The organism is Phenylobacterium sp. (genome assembly GCF_041913825.1).
Taxonomy (GTDB): Bacteria; Pseudomonadota; Alphaproteobacteria; order Caulobacterales; family Caulobacteraceae; genus Phenylobacterium.
Genome location: NZ_JAYSEO010000009.1, coordinates 157,296 through 178,287 on the forward strand (window position 1 = coordinate 157,296; position 20,992 = coordinate 178,287).

Annotated in this window: 17 protein-coding genes; 7 read left to right on the forward strand and 10 right to left on the reverse strand. The window is 72.6% G+C overall.

Annotation, left to right across the window (positions count from 1 at the left end; genetic code table 11):
* Positions 1–55: 55 nt before the first annotated feature.
* The gene (locus ACE3Q8_RS09570) at positions 56–1,861 is read right to left on the reverse strand and encodes a PAS domain-containing protein (RefSeq protein WP_374470048.1); all 1,806 of its coding nucleotides are present in this window, start codon (positions 1,859–1,861) and stop codon (positions 56–58) included.
* 114 nt (positions 1,862–1,975) lie between these two features.
* On the reverse strand, positions 1,976–3,292 hold the full coding sequence (locus ACE3Q8_RS09575; protein ID WP_374470049.1) for a sorbosone dehydrogenase family protein: 1,317 nt from the start codon (positions 3,290–3,292) through the stop codon (positions 1,976–1,978).
* Between the two features lie 120 nt (positions 3,293–3,412).
* Here ACE3Q8_RS09575 and ACE3Q8_RS09580 point away from each other — a divergent pair, with 120 nt between their 5' ends.
* Positions 3,413–4,582 (forward strand): acyl-CoA dehydrogenase family protein, encoded by a 1,170-nt coding sequence (locus ACE3Q8_RS09580; protein ID WP_374470050.1) that lies wholly within the window; start codon positions 3,413–3,415, stop codon positions 4,580–4,582.
* Positions 4,579–5,652: an acyl-CoA dehydrogenase family protein gene (locus ACE3Q8_RS09585; protein WP_374470051.1), complete on the forward strand. Its 1,074-nt coding sequence runs from the start codon at positions 4,579–4,581 to the stop codon at positions 5,650–5,652. The genes ACE3Q8_RS09580 and ACE3Q8_RS09585 overlap by 4 nt, the downstream gene beginning before the upstream one ends.
* Positions 5,653–5,658: 6 nt before the next feature.
* Here the strand turns inward: ACE3Q8_RS09585 and ACE3Q8_RS09590 are convergent, their stop codons facing one another.
* The 3 genes from ACE3Q8_RS09590 to ACE3Q8_RS09600 form a co-directional block, all read right to left on the reverse strand.
* On the reverse strand, positions 5,659–6,735 hold the full coding sequence (locus ACE3Q8_RS09590; RefSeq protein WP_374470052.1) for an HlyD family secretion protein: 1,077 nt from the start codon (positions 6,733–6,735) through the stop codon (positions 5,659–5,661).
* Positions 6,732–8,339, reverse strand: coding sequence for an MFS transporter (locus tag ACE3Q8_RS09595; protein ID WP_374470053.1), 1,608 nt, complete (start codon positions 8,337–8,339; stop codon positions 6,732–6,734). The genes ACE3Q8_RS09590 and ACE3Q8_RS09595 overlap by 4 nt, the downstream gene beginning before the upstream one ends.
* A gap of 82 nt (positions 8,340–8,421) precedes the next feature.
* Positions 8,422–8,610, reverse strand: coding sequence for a DUF3008 family protein (locus ACE3Q8_RS09600; protein WP_374470054.1), 189 nt, complete (start codon positions 8,608–8,610; stop codon positions 8,422–8,424).
* 125 nt (positions 8,611–8,735) lie between these two features.
* Here ACE3Q8_RS09600 and ACE3Q8_RS09605 point away from each other — a divergent pair, with 125 nt between their 5' ends.
* The 3 genes from ACE3Q8_RS09605 to ACE3Q8_RS09615 all read left to right on the forward strand — a co-directional run bounded on the left by ACE3Q8_RS09605 (position 8,736) and on the right by ACE3Q8_RS09615 (position 12,131).
* The gene (locus ACE3Q8_RS09605) at positions 8,736–9,515 is read left to right on the forward strand and encodes an ion channel (protein ID WP_374470055.1); all 780 of its coding nucleotides are present in this window, start codon (positions 8,736–8,738) and stop codon (positions 9,513–9,515) included.
* Positions 9,516–9,602: 87 nt separating this feature from the next.
* Complete coding sequence (locus tag ACE3Q8_RS09610) at positions 9,603–10,679, forward strand: substrate-binding domain-containing protein (protein WP_374470056.1); 1,077 nt, start codon at positions 9,603–9,605, stop codon at positions 10,677–10,679.
* A 96-nt stretch (positions 10,680–10,775) separates the two neighbouring features.
* Positions 10,776–12,131 carry an FAD/NAD(P)-binding protein gene (locus tag ACE3Q8_RS09615; RefSeq protein WP_374470057.1) on the forward strand — a complete coding sequence of 452 codons (1,356 nt, stop codon included), beginning with the start codon at positions 10,776–10,778 and terminating at the stop codon, positions 12,129–12,131.
* On the opposite strand, the gene ACE3Q8_RS09620 is transcribed toward ACE3Q8_RS09615, so the two are convergent.
* The 4 genes from ACE3Q8_RS09620 to ACE3Q8_RS09635 form a co-directional block, all read right to left on the reverse strand.
* Positions 12,132–12,563 (reverse strand): VOC family protein, encoded by a 432-nt coding sequence (locus tag ACE3Q8_RS09620; RefSeq protein WP_374470058.1) that lies wholly within the window; start codon positions 12,561–12,563, stop codon positions 12,132–12,134.
* Between the two features lie 82 nt (positions 12,564–12,645).
* Positions 12,646–13,290, reverse strand: coding sequence for a YceI family protein (locus tag ACE3Q8_RS09625; protein WP_374470059.1), 645 nt, complete (start codon positions 13,288–13,290; stop codon positions 12,646–12,648).
* Positions 13,291–13,309: 19 nt separating this feature from the next.
* Entirely contained in the window at positions 13,310–14,578 is a 1,269-nt protein-coding gene (locus ACE3Q8_RS09630; RefSeq protein ID WP_374470060.1) for an RNA polymerase sigma factor, read from the reverse strand.
* Positions 14,575–14,958, reverse strand: coding sequence for a YciI family protein (locus tag ACE3Q8_RS09635; protein ID WP_374470061.1), 384 nt, complete (start codon positions 14,956–14,958; stop codon positions 14,575–14,577). Before ACE3Q8_RS09635 ends, ACE3Q8_RS09630 begins: the two co-directional genes overlap by 4 nt.
* 257 nt (positions 14,959–15,215) lie before the next feature.
* Here ACE3Q8_RS09635 and ACE3Q8_RS09640 point away from each other — a divergent pair, with 257 nt between their 5' ends.
* Together ACE3Q8_RS09640 and ACE3Q8_RS09645 are read left to right on the forward strand one after the other, a co-directional pair.
* A complete protein-coding gene (locus tag ACE3Q8_RS09640) occupies positions 15,216–18,566 on the forward strand; it encodes a tail fiber protein (RefSeq protein WP_374470062.1) in 3,351 nt (1,116 codons plus the stop codon).
* 300 nt (positions 18,567–18,866) lie between these two features.
* A complete protein-coding gene (locus tag ACE3Q8_RS09645; protein ID WP_374470063.1) occupies positions 18,867–20,090 on the forward strand; it encodes a DUF3089 domain-containing protein in 1,224 nt (407 codons plus the stop codon).
* A gap of 13 nt (positions 20,091–20,103) precedes the next feature.
* Here the strand turns inward: ACE3Q8_RS09645 and ACE3Q8_RS09650 are convergent, their stop codons facing one another.
* Positions 20,104–20,835, reverse strand: a complete 732-nt coding sequence (locus tag ACE3Q8_RS09650) for a TetR/AcrR family transcriptional regulator (RefSeq protein ID WP_374470064.1) — start codon at positions 20,833–20,835, stop codon at positions 20,104–20,106.
* Positions 20,836–20,992 lie beyond the last annotated feature (157 nt).

Below are 20,992 nucleotides of genomic sequence, written 5' to 3' on the forward strand. Positions count from 1 at the left end.
CCCGATCGTCCTTATCCTGACAGTTAGTGGCTGAAGGCGCGGGCGGCGCAAGCCGCTAGGCCTCGGCCTCGTCCTCCGCCGGCTTGAGCGCCAGCTCCAGCTCGCAGAGCAGGCCCTCCGGGCGCCACTCCATCCTTGTCTCGCCGCGCAGCGGACCGTCCAGCGCACGTTGCAGCATGCTCGTCCCCAGGCCCCGCCGGGTCGGCTGGGTCACCGGAGGCCCGCCGCTCTCCTCCCAGCGGATCCTCAGCCGGCCGTCGAGCCGCTCCCAGGCGACCCGCACGCGTCCCTCGCGCGAAGAGAGCGCGCCATACTTGGCCGCGTTGGTGGCCAGCTCGTGCAGCGCCATGGCGATGGCCTGGGCGGCGGCCGGCGGCAGGGCGACCTCGTCGCCGACGATGTCCACGCGTGAGGTCTCGCCGAGGCTGAAGGCGAGCAGTTCCTCCTCCACCAGCCGGCGCAGGTCGGCGCCTTCCCAGCGGGCGGCGGCGAGCAACTGGTGGGCCCGGGCCAGGGCGTTCACCCGGCCGACGATCACCGCCTTCAGCGTCTCGGCGTCCGGCGCCCGGCTGAGGCTGACCGTGCCCTGCACCACAGCCAGGAGGTTGTTCGCGCGGTGGTCCACCTCGCGGGCCAGCAGCTTCAGCCGCTCCTCGGCGTGCTTGCGTTCGGTGATGTCCAGAAGCACGCCGACCGAGCTCAGGGCCTGGCCGTCCGGCGCGATCAGGAACTCCGCGCGTACCAGCAGCCAGCGGACCTCGCCGCTCGGCAGGCGGTACTGGTGCTCGGCCTCGAAGAAACGGTCGCGCCGGTCGATGGCCGCTCGGGCCGCCGTCTGCATCCGCTCCACCTCGCCGGGAAGAAACCGGGCGTTGATCTCCTCCACCGTGGGCCGGGCGTCCTCGGCGAAGCCGAGGATCCGGTTCAGCTCCGGGCTGTGGGCGAGGGCGCCTTTGCGGAAATCGAGCTGCCAGGCGGCCATTCGGCCCGCCTCCACCGCCAGCCGGAGCCGCGCCTCGGACTGCGCCAGCGCCGTCTCCGCGCGCTTGCGGGCGGTGATGTCCTGCAAGGTGCCGATGTAGCGCGTGGCCACCGTCTGGCCGCCGCGCTCCTGGAACACCGCCCGGCCGCGGGCCAGCAGCCAGCGCTCCTCGCCGGCCGGAGTGATGATCCGGTACTCGTAGGGCGTCTCCTCGCGGATGGCCGGGTCGAGCGCCCGCTCGGTCTGCGGCTGGGTCCAGACCGCGTCGTCCGGGTGGGTCAGGGCGCGGATCGTCTCGATGTCCAGCGGCGCGTCCGCCGGCAGGCCGCAGATCGCCCGCGCCTCGGCGGAGTAGATCATTTCGCCGGTGGTCAGCCGCCAATCCCAGACGCCCACCTGGCCGGCCGAGGTGGCGAGGTCGAGCCGGGCCTGGGACTCCCGCAGCGCCGCCAGCAGCCCCTCGCGCTCGCGGAGCTGGGCCTCGCTCTCCGCGGCGAACCGCAGGGCCGAGCCCCGGTACGCGTCGGCGACGATGACCACCAGCAGGCTGGAGATCAGGAACAGGATCAGGTTCACCGGATGGGCCGGCGAACCGAACGCGAAGCTGAACCGCGGCTCCATGAAGAAGTACCAGGTCCCGGCGCCGCTCAGCACCAGGGTGGCGAGCCCCGCCCGGGCGCCGGCCAGCATGGTGGCCACCAGCACCGCCGGATAGGAGAGGGCGAACGGCACGATCCCCGGGGTCAGGGTCTCCAGCGCCGCACGCAGGCTGAGCGCGACGGCGGTGGCGAGCACGGCCAGGCCGAGCTCGGTCGCGAGCCGCGGCGCCCACGCCGCCAGACGGCTCGGGAGGTCGAATTCGGTCAGACGCCGGATCAACTGGCAGCCCCCTGCGCGAAATCCCGGTCAAGACCCCGCTCCGGTTGTGCATCGCCCGCGTCGAGGCCCGGGGTCAAGGCGTACGCGGCCCGATCCGGCGCGCCGCCGCCGTGGCTATCGCGCGGGCGCCACGCGCCAGACGATGTCGCCCACGTCGTCGGCGACCAGCAGCGCGCCGCGGCCGTCCACCGCCACGCCCACGGGCCGGCCCTGGATCTTGTTTTCGGCGTTCAGGAAACCCGTCAGGAACACCTGCGCCGGGGCCTGCGGCCGGCCGCCGGCGAACGGCACGAACACGACGCGGTAGCCGTTCAGCGGCTTGCGGTTCCAGGAGCCGTGCTGGCCGATGAAGGCTCCGCCCCGATAGGGCGGCGGGAACAGCTCCGCCTCGTAGAAGGTCAGGCCGAGGGAGGCGGTGTGCGGGCCCAGGGCGTAGTCCGGCTGGATCGCCTTGGCGACCATGTCCGGCCGGGCGGGCTTCACGCGCTCGTCCGCGTGCTTGCCCCAGTAGCTCCACGGCCAGCCGTAGAAGCCGCCCTCCTGCACGCGCGCCAGGTAGTCCGGCGGCAGGTCCGGGCCGATCTCGTCCCGCTCGTTGGAGACCGTCCACATGGCCCCGGTCGTCGGCTCGAAGTCGAGGCCATTGGGATTGCGGATGCCGCTGGCGAAGATGCGGCTGCGACCGGACGCGATGTCGTATTCCCAGATGGCGGCCCGGCCCCGCTCGGCCTCCATGCCCCGCTCGCCGATGTTGGAGTTGGAGCCCACCGTGGCGAACAGCTTCGCGCCGTCGGGGCTCGCCACCACGTTCTTGGTCCAGTGGTGGTTCACCGGCCCGCCCGGCAGGCTGAACACGGGCGTTCCCGGGCCGGGCGCCGACATCTGGCCAGGGGCGTAGGGGAAGCTCACCACCCCGTCGGCATTGGCCACATAGAGCGTGCCGCCGACCAGGGTCATGCCGAACGGGCTCTTCAGGCCGCGGGCGAACACCTGCTTCACCTCGGCCACGCCGTCGCCGTCGGCGTCGCGCAGGAGGCTGATCCGGTTGGCGCTCGGCACGGCGGAGCCGACCTTCTTCATCAGCATCCTCTGGAAGAAGGCGCGGACTCCCTTGTCCTGCGCGGACTCCGGCTTGGGCGGCGGGCCGGACTCGGCGACCAGCACGTCGCCGTTCGGCAGGACGTACAGCCAGCGCGGGTGCGACAGCCCTTCTGCCAGCCGCGTCACCGTGAAGCCCGCCGGCGCCCTTGGCGCGGCGCCCGAGGGCCAGCCGACCACCTCGGGCACGCCCACCTGCGGCAGCAGGCTCTTGCGCGGCGCGGGCAGCTCGGGATTGGGACCGAAGCCCACCAGCGGGTCCGACGAGCCCGGGCTCGAGCAGCCGGCCAGGACCATGGCGGCCACGGCGGCCAGCAGCGATGCGGTGCGCATGGAAAGATCTCCCTCGGCGGGTTCAACCTCCGGCAAGCTTCACCGGTTTCACGGGTGACGCCAGGGCGCCGTTGCGCGGCGGCCCGCGGAGGGTCCAGGCTGCGCCGCGGGAGGACAACCATGGACCTGAGGCTCACGCCGGATCAGGCGGCGTTCCGGGACGAGGTGCGCGCGTTCCTGGCCGCACACGCGGGCGAGTACGAGGCCGGTCAGGCCCGCGACCTGCTCGCGTGGCAGCGGCTGCTGATCGAGCACGGCTACGCCGCCCGCACCATTCCGAAGGCCTACGGCGGCTTCGGCGCGGAGCCGGACGTGCTCAAGGCCCGCATCATCGCCGAGGAGTTCATCCGCGCCGGCGCGCCGCGGGGCATCGCAAACCAGGGCGTTTCGATGCTGGTCCCCACCCTGCTCGAAGTGGGCTCCGAGGAGCAGAAGCGGCGCTGGATCGGCCCGACCCTGCGGGGCGAGGTGGTCTGGTGCCAGGGGTACTCCGAGCCGGGCGCCGGGTCCGATCTCGCCAGCCTCCAGACCCGGGCGGTGGAGGACGGCGAGGACTTCGTCATTTCCGGCAGCAAGATTTGGACGAGCACGGCCAAGCAGGCGCAGATGATGTTCTGCCTCGTCCGCACTGAGCCGCAGGCGCCGAAGCACGAGGGCATCAGCTACGTCCTCATCCCCATGGACACGCCGGGCATCGAGGTCCGGCCGCTGAAGACCATGACCGGCGGGGCCGAGTTCAACGAGGTGTTCTTCACCGATGTCCGGGTGCCCCAGGCGAACGTGGTCGGCGGGCGCGGCCGGGGCTGGTTCGTCGCCAACACCACCCTCAAGCACGAGCGCGGGATGCTGGGGGATCCGAACGCCACCGAGGCGCGGCTCGAGGCGCTGATCCAGCTCATGCGCGAGGAGACGGTCGACGGCGAGCGGATCATCGACAATCCGGTCTTCCGCGACCGGCTGATGCAGCTCCAGGCGCGGGTGTTCGCCATGAAGTTCAACGGCCTGCGGGTCATGACCGACGACACCGCGGGTCTCGCCCGGCTGGTCGTGAAGCTGCAGGGCTGCGAGCTGAACCACCAGATCGCGGCGCTGGCCATCGACGCTCTGGGCGAGCTCGGAGTCCTCTACCACGACGGGCCGCACCTGCGGGCCAAGGGCCGCTGGCAGTGGAACTACATGTTCGACCTCGGCCTGATCATCGGCGGCGGGACCGCTCAGATCCAGAAGAACATCATCGGCGAGCGGGGCCTGGGCCTGCCGCGCGAGCCCAGCGCCAAGGTGACCGCATGAGGTTCGCCCTCTCCGAGGACCAGCGGCTGCTGCAGGACAGCCTCAACCGCGCGCTGACCGAGCTTGCCCCGTTGGAGCGTGTGCGGCGCTTCGCCGACCACGAGGAGCCGACGGCGCCGGACGTCTGGGCCGGCCTCGCCGACCTCGGCCTCCCTGGACTGCTCGTGCCGGAGGCGCACGGCGGCCTGGGGCTCGGCCTGCTGGAGGCCGCGCTGGCGGCGGAGGCGCTGGGCGCGGCCGTGGCGCCGGCCCCGTTCCTCGGCGCGGCGGTGCTGGCCCCCCTGGCCCTCAGGGGCGGCCCGGCCGAGGCGCAGGCCCGCTGGCTGCCGCGGCTGGCCAGCGGCGAGGCGATCGCCGGCGTGGCGATCTCCGAGCCCGTGGCCGGCGCGCGCGACGGCGCGGGGGTCACCGCCGAGGGCGGGCGGCTGAGCGGCCGGGCCCTGTTCGTCGTCGACGCGCCGGGCGCCGGCCTGCTGATCGTCGCGGACCGCTCGGGCGCCCTGCACCTGGTGGAGCGCCCCCCCGAGCCGCAGCCGATGAGCACCATCGACGCGACGCGCCGGCTGAGCGAGGTGGCGTTCGCCGACACACCCGCCGAGCCGCTCGGGCCCGGCGCCAGCCTGGATCGCCTGCGCGACGCCGCCTGGGTGATGCTCGCGGCCGACACCCTGGGCGCGGCGCAGGCCATGCTCGACAAGGCGGTGGCCTACGCCAAGGAGCGGCGGCAGTTCGGTCGGGTCATCGGCTCCTTCCAGGCCGTGAAGCACCTCTGCGCCGAGATGGCGGCGGAGTTGGAGCCGGCCCGCGCGCTGGTCTGGTACGCCGCCTACGCCTTCGACCACGCGCCGGAGGAGGCCCCGCTGATGGCGGCGCACGCCAAGGCGCACCTCGCCGAGATCGGCCGTTTCGTCGCCCGGACCTCCACCGAGGTGCACGGCGGCATGGGCATCACCGACCTGCTGGGCCTGCACTACTGGTTCAAGCGCGTCGGCCTGAACCGTCAACTGCTCGGCGGGCCCGAGCGGGTGCGCGAGGCCGCCGCGCGGGCCCAGGGGCTGGTCGCCGCCTGAGCCCGCTCAGCGCGCCGACGTGTCGATGCTCACCACCACGGACATGCCGGGGCTGAGCCGCGCGGCGTCCGGCTGGCCGGGATCGATGCGGATGCGGACGGGGATCCGCTGGGCGACCTTGGTGAAGTTGCCGGTGGCGTTGTCCGGCCGCAGCACCGCGAACTCCGACCCGGCGGCCGGCGAGATCCGCTCCACGTGACCGCGCAGCCGACGCCCCTGCAGGGCGTCGACCCGGAAGGTCACCGGCTGGCCGACCCGGACATTGGCCATCTGGTTCTCCTTCATGTTGGCCACGATCCAGACCTGCGACGGCACGATCGACATGAGCTGGGCGCCCGGCGTGACGTACTGCCCGACGCGGACCGCCACCTCGCCCAGCCGGCCAGCCTGGGGCGCCGCGATCCGGGTGTTCTGCAGGTCGATCTCGGCCAGCCTGACGGCGGCGCGGGCGTTCTCCACCTGGGCCTCAAGGCCGCCGCGCCCGACGACGGTGGTGGTCACCTGCTCCTGGGCGGCGGCGCGGGCCGCCTGGCTCTGGGCGACGCCGGCGGCGGCCTGGCGCTGCGCGGCCAGCGCCTGCTCGCGCCGCTGGGCCGAGGCCCAGCCCTCGCGGACCAGGGTGTTGGTGCGGTTGAGCTCGGCCTGGGCGCGGGCGAGCGCCGCCTGGGCGCTGGCCACCCCGGCCGCGGCCTCCGCGACCTGGGCCTGGGCGGCGTGCTGCTGCTGGCTGGAGTTGGCGAGCTGCGCCTCCTGGGCGTGGAGCTGCGCCTGCGCCTGGGCGAGCCGCTGGCGCGGGATGCGGTCGTCGAGCTGGACCAGGAGCTGCCCCGGCCCGACCTGCTGGAAGTCCTGCACCTGCACGGCCGCCACATACCCGTCGAGCTTGGGGCTGATCACCGTCACCTGGCCGCGCACGTAGGCGTCCTCGGTGCTCTGGATCGCGCTGCGGAAGGGCGGGAGCCGCCAGGCGTAGAGCACCAGCAGCACGCCCAGCGCCGCCATGACCGTCACCGGGATCAGCGCGCGCGAGCGGCGGCGCGGCGCGGGGGCGGCCGGAGCGGGATCTGGCGGGGCGTCGGTCATGCAGGGGCCTCGTTGGCGGTGACGGCGCGGCGTCGCTCGAGGACGGCGCGGGCGCGGAGCAGCAGCATCCAGGCGAGCGTCAGGGCGGCCAGGACGGCCACCAGGGCGAAGGCGTCGTTGTAGGCGCGGACGTAGGCCTCCCGGGTCGCCTGCTGCTGGAGCAGCGCCAGCGCCTCGGCCGAGCGCAACTGCGGGTCGGCGATCACCCGACCGTAGGCGGCGGAAAGCTGGCGGAGGCGTAGCACCACTTCGGGGTCGCCGAGGGTCACGCCCTGGGTCAGCAGGTTCGAGTGATACTTCTCCCGCCAGGTGACGAAGGTGCCGAGCAGCGCCGTACCGGCGAGCCCGCCGAGCGCCTGGCCGGCGCTGAACACCATCACGTAGCTGGCCAGGCGCTGGAAGCCCGTGGCCAGCGCCCGGCTGATCCCGAACAGCATGGCGGGCGGCAGGAAGAGCGCGCCGGCGAAGGCCAGCATGCCTTGGGTCAGGTACATCTGCTCGGGCCGGGTCTGGGCGGTGGAGTGGGCGTCGGTCCACGCCGCGACGATGATCATGACCAGCGCGATCATCAGCGGAGTGAGCGGCCGCTCGGGATTGAGCGTCAGCGCGGCGGTGAGGAAGCCGGCGACCGTGCAGGCCAGCACGATCCAGAACAGCGTCGCCATCTGCTCGTTGGCCAGGCCGAGCGTCGTGAAGAAGCCGACCGCGCCGACCGTCTGCTCCGACAGCGCGATCCGGAACAGCACGATGGCCACCGCGAACCGCACCATCTCCGCCGTGCTCAGCCAGCGCACGTCCACCAGCGGCTGCTTGCGGTGGAGGTCGAACAGGTTGGCCGCCGCCAGAAAGACGATGGAGAGCGCCAGGCACACGCCGAGCCAGGGCGCCTCCGTCCACCAGACGAACCGGCCGAGGCTGAGCACGATGGCGAGCAGGCCCAGGCCCGGTGCGAACAGGGCGAAGCTCACGAAGTCGGCCCGCTCGAACCTCAGGGCCTGGGGCACGGGCGGCAGCCGGAAGGCGGCGACGCCCGCGAAGCAGATCAACGCCAGGCCGAGCTCGAGCAGGTAGAGCCCGTGCCACTGGCCGATCTGCAGCAGCTCCGGCGAGATGACCCGCGACAGCGGCACGCCGAGCTGGCTCGCCGCGATGCCGAGCGCCACGCCCGTGGTGCGCTTCTCGGGCGGGAAGGCGCCCATCATGTAGAACAGGCTGAGGGAGGCGAGGGGGGCGGCGGCGATCCCCTGGGCGGCGCGGACCGCTATGGCCGAGCCCAGGGTGTTGGCGAACAGGTGGGCGGCGGTGACGACGATGAACAGGCCGAGCCCGAGGTCCGCGAACAGCCGCAGGCCGAACTGGAAGCGGAACTTCACCAGCAGGACCGAGGCGCTGACGCTGGTGGCCATATAGGCGGCCACGATCCAGGCGCCCTCGACCGGCGTGGCGCCCAGCGCCCCCTGGATCGCGGGCAGGTTGGCGGTGACGAGGTTGATGCCCAGTCCCTGGGTCACGCCCACCAGGACCGACATGGCGGCCGCCACCACGCCCTTGCGCCAGTCGTAGGGCGGCGCATCCGGCGGCGCGGGTGGGGCGGGCGAGGTCAAGCGGGGCTCGGCTGTGGCGGTGGAGGCTCTGCCTGAACCCCGGGGGCAGCGCCCGGTTCGCGCCACTTACAATTGAGAAGCTTCAGCTCTTCGCGGCGTGCTCCGGCTTCCCCTTGCGCTTGGTCGAGGCCATCTTCTCCAGCTCCGTCTCGCTCATGGACTCGGCCATGTGCTTCGAGGGCCCCTTAAGCTTGGACTTGGGCGTATCGCCGCGCTTGGCCGAAAGCGCCGCGCCGGCGGCCTTCTGCTGGGCGGCGGATTTCGCGGGCATGGGTTGTCCTCCTAGGCGCGCTGCGCGATGACTGCGCAGCCCGGGACGGAAACTCCGCCGAGGGCCCGGCGGTTCATGCCGCGGGCGAGGGAGAGAACCAGCCGTTGACCCCATCGAGCGCCGCCATGCAGGAGCCCGCCCACCGGGGGCTGCGCGGGCGGCTGCGCGAGCTCTACCATGGCGCCTCACCCCAGGCGGTCCGCTTCCGCTACTGGGTCATCGTCATCGACCTGCTGCTGATCAGCTTCTTCATCGCCGCCCCGTTCCTGCGCGGGTACCCGGTCTTCCTGATCGTCGACTATGTGGTGGCCTTCGTGCTGGCGCTGGACGTCGGCGCGCGGGCGCTGGCCACGCCGAGCCTCAGCCGCTGGTTCCTGCGCCCGATCCTGTGGATCGACCTATTCGTGCTGGTCACCCTGCTGTTCCCCTACTGGCTGTTCAACCTGGCCTTCCTGCGGGTGCTCAGGCTGTGGTCGCTCTTCCACTCCGAGTTCTTCTGGGAGACGGTCGGTCGGCGGTTCGACAACACCCGCTGGGAGGAGACGACCAAGACGCTCGCCACCCTGGTCACCTTCGTCTTCGTGGCCACAGGGTTCGTCTACGCCAGCTTCGCGCGCGAGCATCCCGGCATCAGCGGCTATGTGGACGCGCTCTACTTCACGGTGACCACGCTCACGACCACCGGCTTCGGCGACATCACCCTGCCGGGCGCCTGGGGCAAGCTGCTGACCATCGTCATCATGCTCTGCGGCATCACCCTCTTCGTGCGGCTGGCGCAGACGCTGATCCGACCCAACAAGGTGAGCTTCACCTGCCCCTCCTGCGGACTCATGCGGCACGATCCGGACGCGGTGCACTGCAAGGCGTGCGGCGTGCTGCTCAACATCCCGAACGACGAGGTCTGAGCCGCTCCAATCCCCAGCGCTGCGGAGGGATTTTCACAGGAGTGTCACATGCCGGTGTTAGCGGCGGCCGGACAACCGGAGCAAGCCATGCGACTCACTCTCCTCCTCACCGCCGCGGCGGTCGCGCTCACCGCCTGCGGCCAGCAATCCGCCCAGAAGGCCGAAGGCCAGGTCAGCGGCGGCGGCAGCGCCCGCAACCAGGTCTGGGCCGCGGGCTCGTCCACCGTCTTCCCGTTCGCCACGCGCGTGGCCGAGACGGTGGCCCGCACCACCGGCGGCACGGCGGCCAAGGTCGAGAGCCTGGGCACCGGCGGCGGCATCAAGCTGTTCTGCTCGGGCACGGGCGCCGGCTACCCGGACATCGCCACCGCCTCGCGGGCCATGAAGAAGTCCGAGTTCGAGGCCTGCCAGGCGAACGGCGTGACCGACATCGTGGAGCTGAAGATCGGCTTCGACGGCATCGTGGTCGCCAATGCCAAGGGTGCGCCGACCTTCAACCTGACCCGTGAGCAGATCTACCGTGCGCTGGCCGCCGAGCTGCCGCAGGGCTCGGGCTTCGCCCAGAACACCGCCGCCAACTGGAGCGCCGTGGCGCCCGGCCTGCCGAACGAGCGCATCCTGGCCTATGGCCCGCCCCCGACCTCGGGCACCCGTGACGCCTTCGTCGAGCTCGCCATGGAGAAGGGCGCCGAGAAGGTCCCGGCCATGGCCGCCCTGAAGAAGAGCAACGAGGACGAGTTCAAGGCCAAGTCCCACACCTTGCGCCGCGACGGGGCCTGGGTCGACGCCGGCGAGAACGACAACGCCATCGTCCAGACCCTCGAGAAGACCCCGAACGCTGTCGGCGTGTTCGGCTACTCCTTCCTCGAGAACAACATGGACAAGGTGAAGGCCGCCACCGTCGAGGGGGTTGCGCCGAGCTTCGAGGCGATCTCCAGCGGCGAGTACCCGCTGTCGCGCTCGCTCTACATCTACGTGAAGAAGGCCAACGTCGGCGTGACGCCCGGGCTGCGCGAGTACGTGACGGCCTTCGTGTCCGACGCGGCCGCTGGACGTGGCGGCTACCTGCAGGACCGCGGCCTGATCTCGCTGCCGCAGGCCGAGCACGACCAGGTGAAGGCCGCCGCCCAGGCGCTGACGCCCATGGCCGCGCCGACCAAGTAAGGCCCTCTGCGCCCGCCGCCAGAGAAATTGTCTGGCGGCGGGTCGCAAATCCTACCAAGTTCGTGGAGATTTGATCCGCGAGCCTGGAGCGACCCCATGGCCTTCCCCGCCGACCCGCCCACCGTCGCCGTGATCGGGGGCGGGTTCAGCGGTCTTCTCACGGCGATCCACCTCCTGCGGCAGGATCCCGAGGTGGTCGTCAGGCTGGTGGAGCGCGCGCCGCGCTTCGGCCGGGGACGCGCCTACCAGACCAGCCATCCCGACCATCTGCTGAACGTCCGGGCCTCCAACATGAGCGCCTTTCCGGACCAGCCGGGCCACTTCCGGGCCTGGCTGGAGCGGGAGGGGGAGGGCGGCGCCGACGGCTTCGTCAGCCGCGGCCGCTACGGCGACTACCTGCAGTCGCTGCTGCGCGAGGAGGTCAGCGATCCTTCCCGCGCCGGCCGCTTCCTGCTCGAGGCGGACGAGGCGGTGGCGCTCGAACCGGCCGGCGGCCGGATCCGCGTGGCGCTGGCGGTCGGACGCAGCTTCGACGCCGACGCCGCCGTGCTGGCGCTGGGCCTCCTGCCGCCGGCGCCCCCGCCCGGCGCGACGCCCGAGGTGCTGGCCCATCCGGCCTATGTGGCCGACCCATGGCGGCTCGATCCGGCCGCCGCCCCGGACGGCGACATCCTGCTGATCGGCTCGGGTCTGACCATGGTGGACGTGGCGCTCAGCCTGGCCGGCGAGGGACGCCGGCTGACCGCGCTCTCGCGCCATGGCCTGATCTCCCACAGCCACGCCCCGACCACCGGAGCGCCGGCGCCGGAGGGCGCGCTCAGCACGCCCCGCGTCGCGCTCCGCACCCTGCGCGCCCAGGCCGAGAAGGTGGGCTGGCGCGAGGCGGTGGACGGCATCCGCCCGCTCACCGCCGAGATCTGGCGGAGCTGGCCGCTCGGCCAGCGGCGGCGGTTCCTCCGCCACGCCCGGCCCTGGTGGGACGTGCACCGCCACCGGATGGCGCCGGTGATCGCCGCCAGGCTCTCCGGCCTGGTCGTCTCGGCCGAGCTGGAGGTCCAGGCCGGCCGGCTCGACGCCGTCGCCTGCGAGGGCGAGGGGTTCGTGGTGCGCTACCGCCCGCGCGGCGAGCGCCAGCCGGTGGTGCGGACCTTCTCGGCGATCGTGAACTGTACGGGCCCGCGCGGCGACCCGGAGGCGGCCACCGCCGGCCTGCTGGCCGACCTGCGCCGGCGCGGGGCGTTGCGGCGCGACCCGCTGGGCCTGGGCCTCGACGTGGACGAGCGGCTGCGGGTGATCGGCGCGGACGGGCGGCCGACGCCGGGGCTGTTCGCCGTCGGCCCGCTCACCCGCGCCGCGGTCTGGGAGGCGCTGGCCGTGCCCGACCTGCGCAACCAGACGGCGGAGGTGGCGCGCACGGTGACCGAAGCGCTGCGGCTCCGGCGCGCCGCCTGATCAGGCCTTGATCGGCTGGTTCATCGCCCAGGAGACGCCGTAGGGGTCCTTCAGCTCGGCGTACCGGTCGCCCCAGAACATGTCCTGCGGCGGCATCACCCCCGTGGCGCCGTTCGCCACCGCGTGGGCGTACTGGCGGTCGATGTCGGTGGTCATGATCACCAGGGTGAAGCCCTGCGCCGCCACCTTCTCGTGGCCATGCTCCGGGTAGAAGTCGCTGATCATCAGCGACGAGCCGTTGACGTAGACGTGGGCGTGCATCGTCCGGCCCTGGTCGTCCGGCGGCATGATGGCGGCGATTTCGGCGTCGAACGCCTTCACGTAGAACTCCGCCGCCGCGATGGCGCCGTCGACGTTCAGGTAGGTGACGAGGCCGCCCTTGGTCGGCGGGTATTCCATCTGGGCGGCCTGGGCCTCGAGGGTCTCGCTCATCGGGATCTCCGTGCTCTCGCTGCGCCCCGGGACGGGGCCGAGCCTAGGACGAGCGGCGCAGGCCCGCGCCGACAGGGCCGTGCTAGTTTTTCGTCCACTCGGTTTCGATGGCCACCTCGACCTCGTCGCCGACGCCCATGTTCGAGCCCGGCGCCGGCACGCCGTAGGCCATGCCGAACTCCGAGCGCCGGATCGTGGCGCGGCCCGAGAAGCCGACCCGGGCGGCGCCGGGGTCCATCTCGCCCTTGGCGTAGCCGTTGTTGAAGGTCGCCTCGAGCACCACGGGGCGGGTGACGCCGCGCAGCGTCAGGTCGCCCGTCACCCGGGCGGTCCGTGGACCCGTGAGCTCCACCTTGGTGGAGCGGAAGGCGATCCTCGGATGCCGTGCGGCGTCGAACCAGGTCTCGCCCATGAGCTGGTCGTGGAAGCCGGCCGGCGGCGCGGGAAGGTCGAGCGACGCCACCTCGATGGCGACCTCGACGCCCATGGCCTGCGGGTTCTGCGGATCGAAGCGCAGCTCGCCGCTCACCCGGTCGAAGCCGGCGGCGAAGGCCGACAGGCCGAGGTGCCGCACGCGGAACGCGACGGTGGAGTGGGCCGGATCGAGGACGTAGGCCCCGGCGGGGGCGGTGGTCGTCACCTTGGCGGGCGGCTGGGTCCAGGCGGCGGTCGGCGGCAGGGCGGCGCAAGCGGCGGCGAGCGCGAGCGCGGCGGCGGGGATCTTCATCTCTGGGCTCCGGGGTTGGTCAGCCGGCGGCGCGGGCGGCGCCGGCGCGGCTCTCCTCGATCAGGCGGTCGAGGTGCTTGCGGATGTGGGCGGCCTCGGCCGCGGTGTTGGCCAGGGCGATGGCCTGGTCGAAGGCGCCCTTCGCCTCCGTCTCGCGCCCGAGCTGCAGCAGCAGCGCGCCCCTCAGGCCGAAGAAGTGAAAGTAGCCGGCGAGCCGGCCGGCCAGCGGCTCGATCATCTCCAGCGCCGCCTGCGGGCCCTTCACCTTCATGACCGCCACGGCCCTGTTCAGCGTCACCACCGGCGAGGGCTGCATGCGCTCCAGCGCGCCGTAGAGCAGGTCGATCTGCGCCCAGTCGGTGTCCTCCGGCCGGGCGGCGCGGGCGTGCAGGGCGGCGATGGCGGCCTGCGCCTGGTAGGGCCCGGGGCGGCCATGGCGCATGGCCTTGTCCATCAGCGCCAGCCCCTCGGCGATGAGTTGGCCGTTCCACAGGGACCGGTCCTGGTCCTCGAGCAGGACGATCTCGCCGTCGGCGTCGAACCGCGCCGGCGTGCGCGAGTGCTGCAGCACCATCAGGGCCACCAGCCCCATGATCTCCGGCTCGGTCTGGAACAGGCGCAGCAGCAGGCGGCCCAGCCGGATCGCCTCGTCGCAGAGCTGGGCGCGGGCCGCGTTGTCGCCGGCCGAATAGCCCTCGTTGAACACCAGGTAGACCATGGCCGCGACCGCCCCGACCCGCTCGGCGCGCTCCACCGCGCCGGGCGTCTCGAACGGCACGTCGGCGCCGGCGATCAGCCGCTTGGCCCGGGTGATCCGCTGCTCCATGGCCGCCTCCGAGACCAGGAAGGCGCGGGCGATCTGCTTCACCGACAGGCCCGAGACGATCCGCAGCGCGAGCGCGATCTGCTGGGTCGCCGGCAGCTCCGGGTGGCAGCAGATGAACAGCAGGCGCAGCACGTCGTCGCGGTAGTCGGCGCCGTCCAGCCGCTCGGCCATGGGGGCCTCGACGTCGTCGAGATCGGAGAGGCGGCTTTCCTCCGGCAGCGCCTCCTGGCGGGAGCGCTTGCGCACCCCGTCCAGGGCGGCGTTGCGGCCGACCATGATCAGCCAGGCGGCCGGATCGCGCGGCGGGCCGTTCGTCGGCCAGTTCTTCAACGCCCGCAGGCAGGCGTCCTGGAAGGCCTCCTCGGCCGTGTCCAGGTCGCGGAAATAGCGCAGCAGCGCGCCCACGGCCTGGGGACGGGCGGCCGTGATGGCGGCGTCGATCCAGGCCAGGTCGGTGCTCATGCGGTCTCCAGCGGCTCTGCCGCGACGGGGTTGAACACGCCCACCGGCCGGACCTCGTAGGAGCCCTTGGACGGGTTGGCGCGGCCCAGCTCGCGGGCGATGTCGAGCGCCTCGTCCAGACCCGCCACGTCGACGATGTAGAAGCCGAGGAGCTGTTCCTTGGTCTCGGCGAAGGGACCGTCGATCACCAGGTCGTCCCGGCCCTTGCGGAGCGTGGTGGCGGCGGTGGTCGGCAGCAGGCGGGCGACGGGGCCGAGCTTGCCTTCGCGGGCGAGCCGCTGCTGGACCACGCCCAGGCGCGCCATCACGGCGTCGTCCTCTTCCTTGGTCCAGGCGCAGACGCTGGCTTCGTCGTCGTAGCAGAGGATGGCGTAGAGCATGATCCGGGCCTCGTTGAGCTAAGGACGCCGGAGTATGCCCCGCCCCGACACGGCCGGGCAGAAAAATGGAGGTCGGGTCGCCGGCCGCGCGGCCGTCCCGGGGTGCGACCCATTAACCGCCCGGCAACGAATCCGACTTGCTCCGCATCAGGAGCATCCTGTACCGCTCTCGCAACCAGGGGATCTGAAGCGCGGGGGCGGCGCACGTAGAAATTGCGTGCCATGGGCCTGCGCGCGACGCGTCAGGGAGCGCCGCCATGCCCATCCAGAACAGCCAGCCGACCCTCGTGCTGAGCCAGGTGCTGCAGACGGACGGCGCCTATCCCACCCGCGACGGCGCGATCGGAGCCGACGACCCCATGCTCGGCGCGATCCGCACGCTGGCCTTCGACGGCGCCGGCGCCGAGGCCCAGGGCCAGATCCAGATGGTGGCGCAGAACACCGCGCTCTTCTCGCTGCTCGGCGTCCACTACGGGGGCGACGGGCAGACGACGTTCCGCATCCCGGACCTCGCCGGCCGGGTCTCGGTGGACGCGACCTCGGGCACGCTGGGCATGGCGTGGGGCACGGACAGCCTGACGCTCACTCGCGGCCAGATGCCGGCCGCGGTGCAGGGCGGCGGCCAGGCGGTCAGCAACCTCCAGCCGAGCCTAGAGGTGAACTGGCTGATCCGGGTCGAGGACGACGAGGACCGCGTGGCCGGGGAGATGATGCAGTTCGCCGGCGGCTTCACGCCCGGCGGCTGGATGGCGCCGGAGGGGCAGACGCTCTCGGTCAGCACCTACCACGAGCTGTTCGCGCGCATCGGCTACACCTACGGCGGTGAAGGCGACGGGTTCAAGCTGCCGGACCTCACCGGCCGGACCATCGTCGGCGCCGACGCCGACACCCCGGTGGGCACGGTGGTGGGCGCCGAGACCTTCACCATCGGCCTGGCCAACCTGCCGACGGCGCTGGGCGGCGAGGGCGACCCCATCGACAACCGCGGCCCGGCCGTGGCGATGAAGTACTACATCTCCTACAGCGGCCTGTTCCCGAGCCCCGACGCCTCGCTCGGCTACGAGGTGGTGGGCGAGGTCCGCGCCTTCGCCGGCACGCCGCCGTCGGGCTGGCTGCTGTGCGACGGCCGCGAGCTGCCCATCGCCAATTACGAGGTGCTGTACGCCGTCATCGGCAATGCCTTCGGGCACACCGGCGTGTCGACCTTCCGCCTTCCCGACCTCCAGGGCCGAGCGGTCGTGGGCGCCGGCGGCGAGCACCAGGTGGGCGAGACCTTCGGCAGCGACCAGATCGTCCTGCAGCTCTCGGACCTGCCGCTGGTCGCGCCGACCAACACCGCGCCGGCCAGCGTGACGGCGGAGATCGGCAGCGGGACCTACGTCTTCGGGGACTCGGCGATCACCGTCGCGGACGCGGACGCCGCCACCCTGGAGGTCAAGCTCACGGTCGCGCACGGCAAGCTGACGCTCGGCCAGGACACCAGCCTCACCGTCACCGGTGACGGGACGGGCGAGGTGACGCTGCAGGGCCAGGTGGCGGCGGTGAACAGCGCGCTCACCGGCCTGGTCTACACGGCCGACGCGGGCTGGCGCGGCGCCGACACCCTGACCATCGCCACCAGCGACGGGACGCTCTCCGACACCGACACCGTGTCCATCGGCTTCCCGAACGTCGCCCCGACGGTCACCGCCGCCCAGGCCTTCCAGGCGGCCGAAAACCAGCTCGTGGCCGGCACGGTGGTCGCCACGGACCCCAACGGCGGGACGCCGGCCCTGGCCCTTGTCGCCGGCGAGGGCGCGGCGGCCGACAATGCGCTCTTCACCCTGGACGCCTCGGGCGCGCTCCGCTTCCGCGCGGCCCCCGACTTCGAAGGCGCGCACGGGCCGAGCTACACGGTCAATGTGGTCGCCACGGACGCCGGGGGGCTGGTCAGCGCGCCCCAAACGGTGACCGTCACCGTCACCAACGCCAACGACGCACCCACCGGGACCGTCACCATCGGCGGGACGGCGGCGGAGGGCCAGGTCCTGACCGCCACGCCGGCGCTCAGCGACCCCGACGGCCTGCAGGGGGTGACCTACAGCTACCAGTGGCGGGCCGGCGGCGTGGCCATCGGCGGCGCGACCGGCGCCAGCTACACCCTCACCGCCACCGAGGTGGGCAAGGCGATCACCGTGGCGGTGAGCTACACCGACCAGGGCGGCTTCCAGAACCAGGTGGTCTCGTCCGCCACGGGCGCGGTGGCCGCCGAGCCGCCGCCGCCCCAGCCGCAGCCGGAACCCGAGCCGCCGCCGCCTCCGCCGCCGCCGCCGCCGCCGCAGGTGATCGACGGCGCGCCCGTGCAGACCGGCACGGTGGTGAACAGCGACGGCTCCACCTCGCAGGTCATCACCATCCCGGTGATCGCCGAGACACGGACGGACCAGCAGGGGCCCGGCGGCGTCGCCGACATTCCCCTCGTCCTCGCCCCGGGCGGCGCGCCGCTGCTGCAGGCGCAGCTTCCCACGGGCTTCGGCCTCCAGGCCACCGGCATGACCACGCCGGGCACCGCCGGGCAGGCGCTGGCCGAGCTGATCCGCAGCGTCAACGCCCGCGCCGCCGCCGACCAGGTGGCGGGCCTGATCAGCCAGAGCGCGGAATACCTCGGCGCCCTGGCGAACGCCCTCCTCGTGCAGACGATCACGCCGACGGTGTCGGGCGGCGGCAGCGGCGTGCTCACCGGCCCGCTGGTGATCTCCGGTGGGGCGGCCGGCGGGACGCAGGCCGGCATCGTGCTCGACGCCCGCGGCCTGCCGAGCACCACGGTCATCGAGCTGCAGAACGTCGACTTTGCGCTGGTGGTCGGCGACGTCCGGCTGACCGGCGGGGCCGGCTCGCAGACGGTCATCGGCGATGGCGGCGCGCAGTACATGATCCTGGGGGCGGACGACGACGAACTGCACGGCGGCGGCGGCGACGATGTGGTGGGCTCGCTGGGCGGCGACGACACCCTGACCGGCGACGACGGCTTCGACACCGTCACTGGCGGCGAGGGCGCGGACCGGCTGGAAGGCGGGGCCGACGGCGACTTCGTCCACGGCAACCAGGGGGACGACACGGTCCACGGCAACCAGGGCGCCGACAGCGTCTACGGCGGGCAGGGGAACGACCTCGTGCTGGGCGGCCGCGACGACGACCTCGTCTGGGGCGACCTCGGCGACGATCGGGTCCTGGGCGATCTCGGCGACGACAGCCTGAACGGCAACGGCGGCGCGGACACGCTGTCCGGGGGCGACGGACGCGACGTGCTGCGCGGCGGGCAGGAGGGAGACCTCCTGCTGGGTGGGGCGGGAGACGACCTGCTCTTCGGAGACCGGGGCGACGACACGCTCACCGGCGGCGCCGGCGCCGACCGGTTCGTCTTCACCCTCGACGGCGGCGCGGACCGGGCCACCGACTTCAGCTTCGCCGCCGGCGACCGCCTGGCGCTCGACCCGGCCCTGCGGGGCGCCACGTGGAGCGTCTCGGCCAATGCGGCGGGCGATGCGGTGGTCACCGTGGCCGGCGCGGGCTCGCTCCTGCTGAGCGGCGTCGCGGCCGCCTCGGTGGGCGAGGGCTGGTTCGTCTGAGCCCGCCCTGGCGCCTGCGGGCGCTCTCGCCCAAATAGCCCCGTGCGGCGCAACGGCCGCGGCGGAAACCATTGGGGTTTCGAGGGCTTGGCAGTCGACGTGTGCAGAATTTGCACACAGATGGTCGCCTTCGCTTCCCTATCGGTTCACGCGACGAAGCGCGCAGAACGACGACGTGATCCTGGCTGCCGCCAGGCCTGCCTGCGCACGCCAGAAATTCCCTCGCGAGGGAGTGAATGTTGACGGCAGCCGCCTTCCTCTGCCTTCATCGCCCCAAAGAACAGAATGCTGGGAGGCGAGATGAAGGAGCTGCAAGGGTCGCCACGGCGGCGGTGGCGCGTGGCCCTCGCCGCGGCGATGTCGCTGGCGACGGCCGCGCTGGCCGGGGCGGCGGGCGCCCAGGTGGCGAGTGCGGCGGGGGCGGCTCCGGACTACGCGGCGCCGGCGCTCTGGCTGTGCCGGCCGGACCTCGCCGCCAATCGCTGCCGGGTGGACCTGGACACCACCGTGATCGCTCCGTCCGGGCGCATGCTCATCGAGCCGTTCCGGCCCGCCGCGGCTCCAAAAGTGGACTGCTTCTACGTCTACCCCACCGTGTCGATGGATCCAGGCTGGCAGGCGGACTTCACGCCCGACCGGATGGAGTGGGACGTGGTGCGGCTGCAGTTCGCCCGCTTCGGCCAGGTCTGCCGCCAGTTCGCCCCGCTCTACCGGCAGACGACCCTGACTGCGCTGCGCGCCCCGTCTGGCGGTCCGCAGCCCGCAGGCCAGCCGCCCCTGCCGGGCGTGGGCGGCTTCGCCGACGTGGTCGCCGCCTGGGACTGGTACATGGCTCACGAGAACCACGGGCGGGGTGTGGTCCTGATCGGCCACAGCCAGGGCGGGGCGATGATCACGCGCCTGCTCGCCGAGCGGATCGAGGGAACACCCGCCCAGGCGCGGGTCGTCTCGGCCCTGGTGCTGGGCGCGCCCGTGATGGTGCCCCCGGGCAAGGAGGTCGGCGGCTCGCTCAAGTCCACGCCGCTGTGCCGAGCCGAGGACCAGCTCGGCTGCGTGATCACCTACGCCACCTTCCGCGATCGCCTGCCGCCGCCGGAGAACGCCCGCTTCGGCCGCACGCGGGGCGGCCTGCGGGTCGGCTGCGTGAACCCCGCCGCGCTGGCCGGCGGCCCGGGCGAACCCCGGTCCTACTTCCTGACGCGCGGGTTCCTGAACGGCTCGGGCGGGTCCATCCAGCCGGACTGGGTGCGGCCGGCCCGGCCCATCACCACCCCCTTCGTGAGCACGCCCGGCCTGATCACCACCGAATGCGTGTCGCGCGGCGAGTTCGACTACCTGTCGCTGCACGTGAACGCCGAACCCCGCGATCCTCGGACCGACGAACTCGCCGGCCAGATCATCCGCTCGACCGGGGTCGACCTTTCCTGGGGCCTGCACCTGATCGACGTGGACCACGCCATGGGCGACCTACTGCGCATCGTGGGACGCCAGGCGGACGCCTACGGTCGGCGGGCCGGACGCTGAGCCGGGCGGATGATCAGCCAGGCCGCTGGCAGATCGCCCGGATGCCGGCGGCCAGGACAACCGGCAGCCGGTCGGCGATGGCCATCATGTCCTGCGAGGAGACGCGGCCCTCGGAGACGTGGTCGATCCGGCCGGTCTGTCCGAGGGAGAAGGTGAAGGCGCCGGTCAGGAAGTGGTAGCCCCAGTAGAGCTCGTCCTCGGACGCCGCCGGCAGGATGGTGCGCATGTCGGCGATCAGCTCGCGCGAGACGTGATCGAACGTCTCCGACATCAGCCGGTCGAGCTCGCCGCGGGAGCTGTTCACATAGGCGACGATGGCCATGTAGTTGCGCCAGCCCTCGTCCTCGGCCGCCTTCTCGAGGGAGGGGCGCACGAAGGCGTCGATGATCCCCTCGAGCGTCATGGCCCCGCCGCTGGCCCGGCGGTACTCCGCCATGGCCTTCAGCCGCAGCTCGTTGATGACTGGACCGCGGCGCTTGAACACCGCGCGGAACAGGCCCGCCTTGTCGCCGAAGTAGTAGCGGAGCAGGGCCGTATCGACCCCGGCGTGCTGCGCCACCTCGCTCAGCGGCACGCCGTAGCCACGCTCCGCGAACAGCGCCTCCGCATGGTCCATGATCAGCGCCGTCGCCGCCGCCCGACGCGCGGCCTGAACCTTCCCGGCCGTGCGCCGTGGCCGGCGCAGCGGGGCGCCCGCGGCTCCCTCTGTGGCCGCTTCGCCCAGTCCCGCGCCTTCGTCGTCCATGCGCCTTCTCTCAGCGGCTGAAGGGCTGCTGGCAAGCGGCTTCGCGGCCGCCGGCCGGAGCGCCGTCCTTGGGACCTACCCAGGAAAGCTCGCCGTCGCAATTTATTCCCTATCACGGGAATGAATTGACAAGCTGCCAATCGCCGAGCATCGTTCG

Coding starts and splice junctions, on each gene's coding strand:
- ACE3Q8_RS09640 (WP_374470062.1), top strand. CDS start 15,216: ATGCCCATCCAGAACAGCCAGCCGACCCTCGTGCTGAGCCAGGTGCTG.
- ACE3Q8_RS09610 (WP_374470056.1), top strand. CDS start 9,603: ATGCGACTCACTCTCCTCCTCACCGCCGCGGCGGTCGCGCTCACCGCC.
- ACE3Q8_RS09625 (WP_374470059.1), bottom strand. CDS start 13,290: ATGAAGATCCCCGCCGCCGCGCTCGCGCTCGCCGCCGCTTGCGCCGCC.
- ACE3Q8_RS09580 (WP_374470050.1), top strand. CDS start 3,413: ATGGACCTGAGGCTCACGCCGGATCAGGCGGCGTTCCGGGACGAGGTG.
- ACE3Q8_RS09600 (WP_374470054.1), bottom strand. CDS start 8,610: ATGCCCGCGAAATCCGCCGCCCAGCAGAAGGCCGCCGGCGCGGCGCTT.
- ACE3Q8_RS09605 (WP_374470055.1), top strand. CDS start 8,736: ATGCAGGAGCCCGCCCACCGGGGGCTGCGCGGGCGGCTGCGCGAGCTC.
- ACE3Q8_RS09615 (WP_374470057.1), top strand. CDS start 10,776: ATGGCCTTCCCCGCCGACCCGCCCACCGTCGCCGTGATCGGGGGCGGG.
- ACE3Q8_RS09585 (WP_374470051.1), top strand. CDS start 4,579: ATGAGGTTCGCCCTCTCCGAGGACCAGCGGCTGCTGCAGGACAGCCTC.
- ACE3Q8_RS09590 (WP_374470052.1), bottom strand. CDS start 6,735: ATGACCGACGCCCCGCCAGATCCCGCTCCGGCCGCCCCCGCGCCGCGC.
- ACE3Q8_RS09575 (WP_374470049.1), bottom strand. CDS start 3,292: ATGCGCACCGCATCGCTGCTGGCCGCCGTGGCCGCCATGGTCCTGGCC.
- ACE3Q8_RS09630 (WP_374470060.1), bottom strand. CDS start 14,578: ATGAGCACCGACCTGGCCTGGATCGACGCCGCCATCACGGCCGCCCGT.
- ACE3Q8_RS09645 (WP_374470063.1), top strand. CDS start 18,867: ATGAAGGAGCTGCAAGGGTCGCCACGGCGGCGGTGGCGCGTGGCCCTC.
- ACE3Q8_RS09650 (WP_374470064.1), bottom strand. CDS start 20,835: ATGGACGACGAAGGCGCGGGACTGGGCGAAGCGGCCACAGAGGGAGCC.
- ACE3Q8_RS09635 (WP_374470061.1), bottom strand. CDS start 14,958: ATGCTCTACGCCATCCTCTGCTACGACGACGAAGCCAGCGTCTGCGCC.
- ACE3Q8_RS09620 (WP_374470058.1), bottom strand. CDS start 12,563: ATGAGCGAGACCCTCGAGGCCCAGGCCGCCCAGATGGAATACCCGCCG.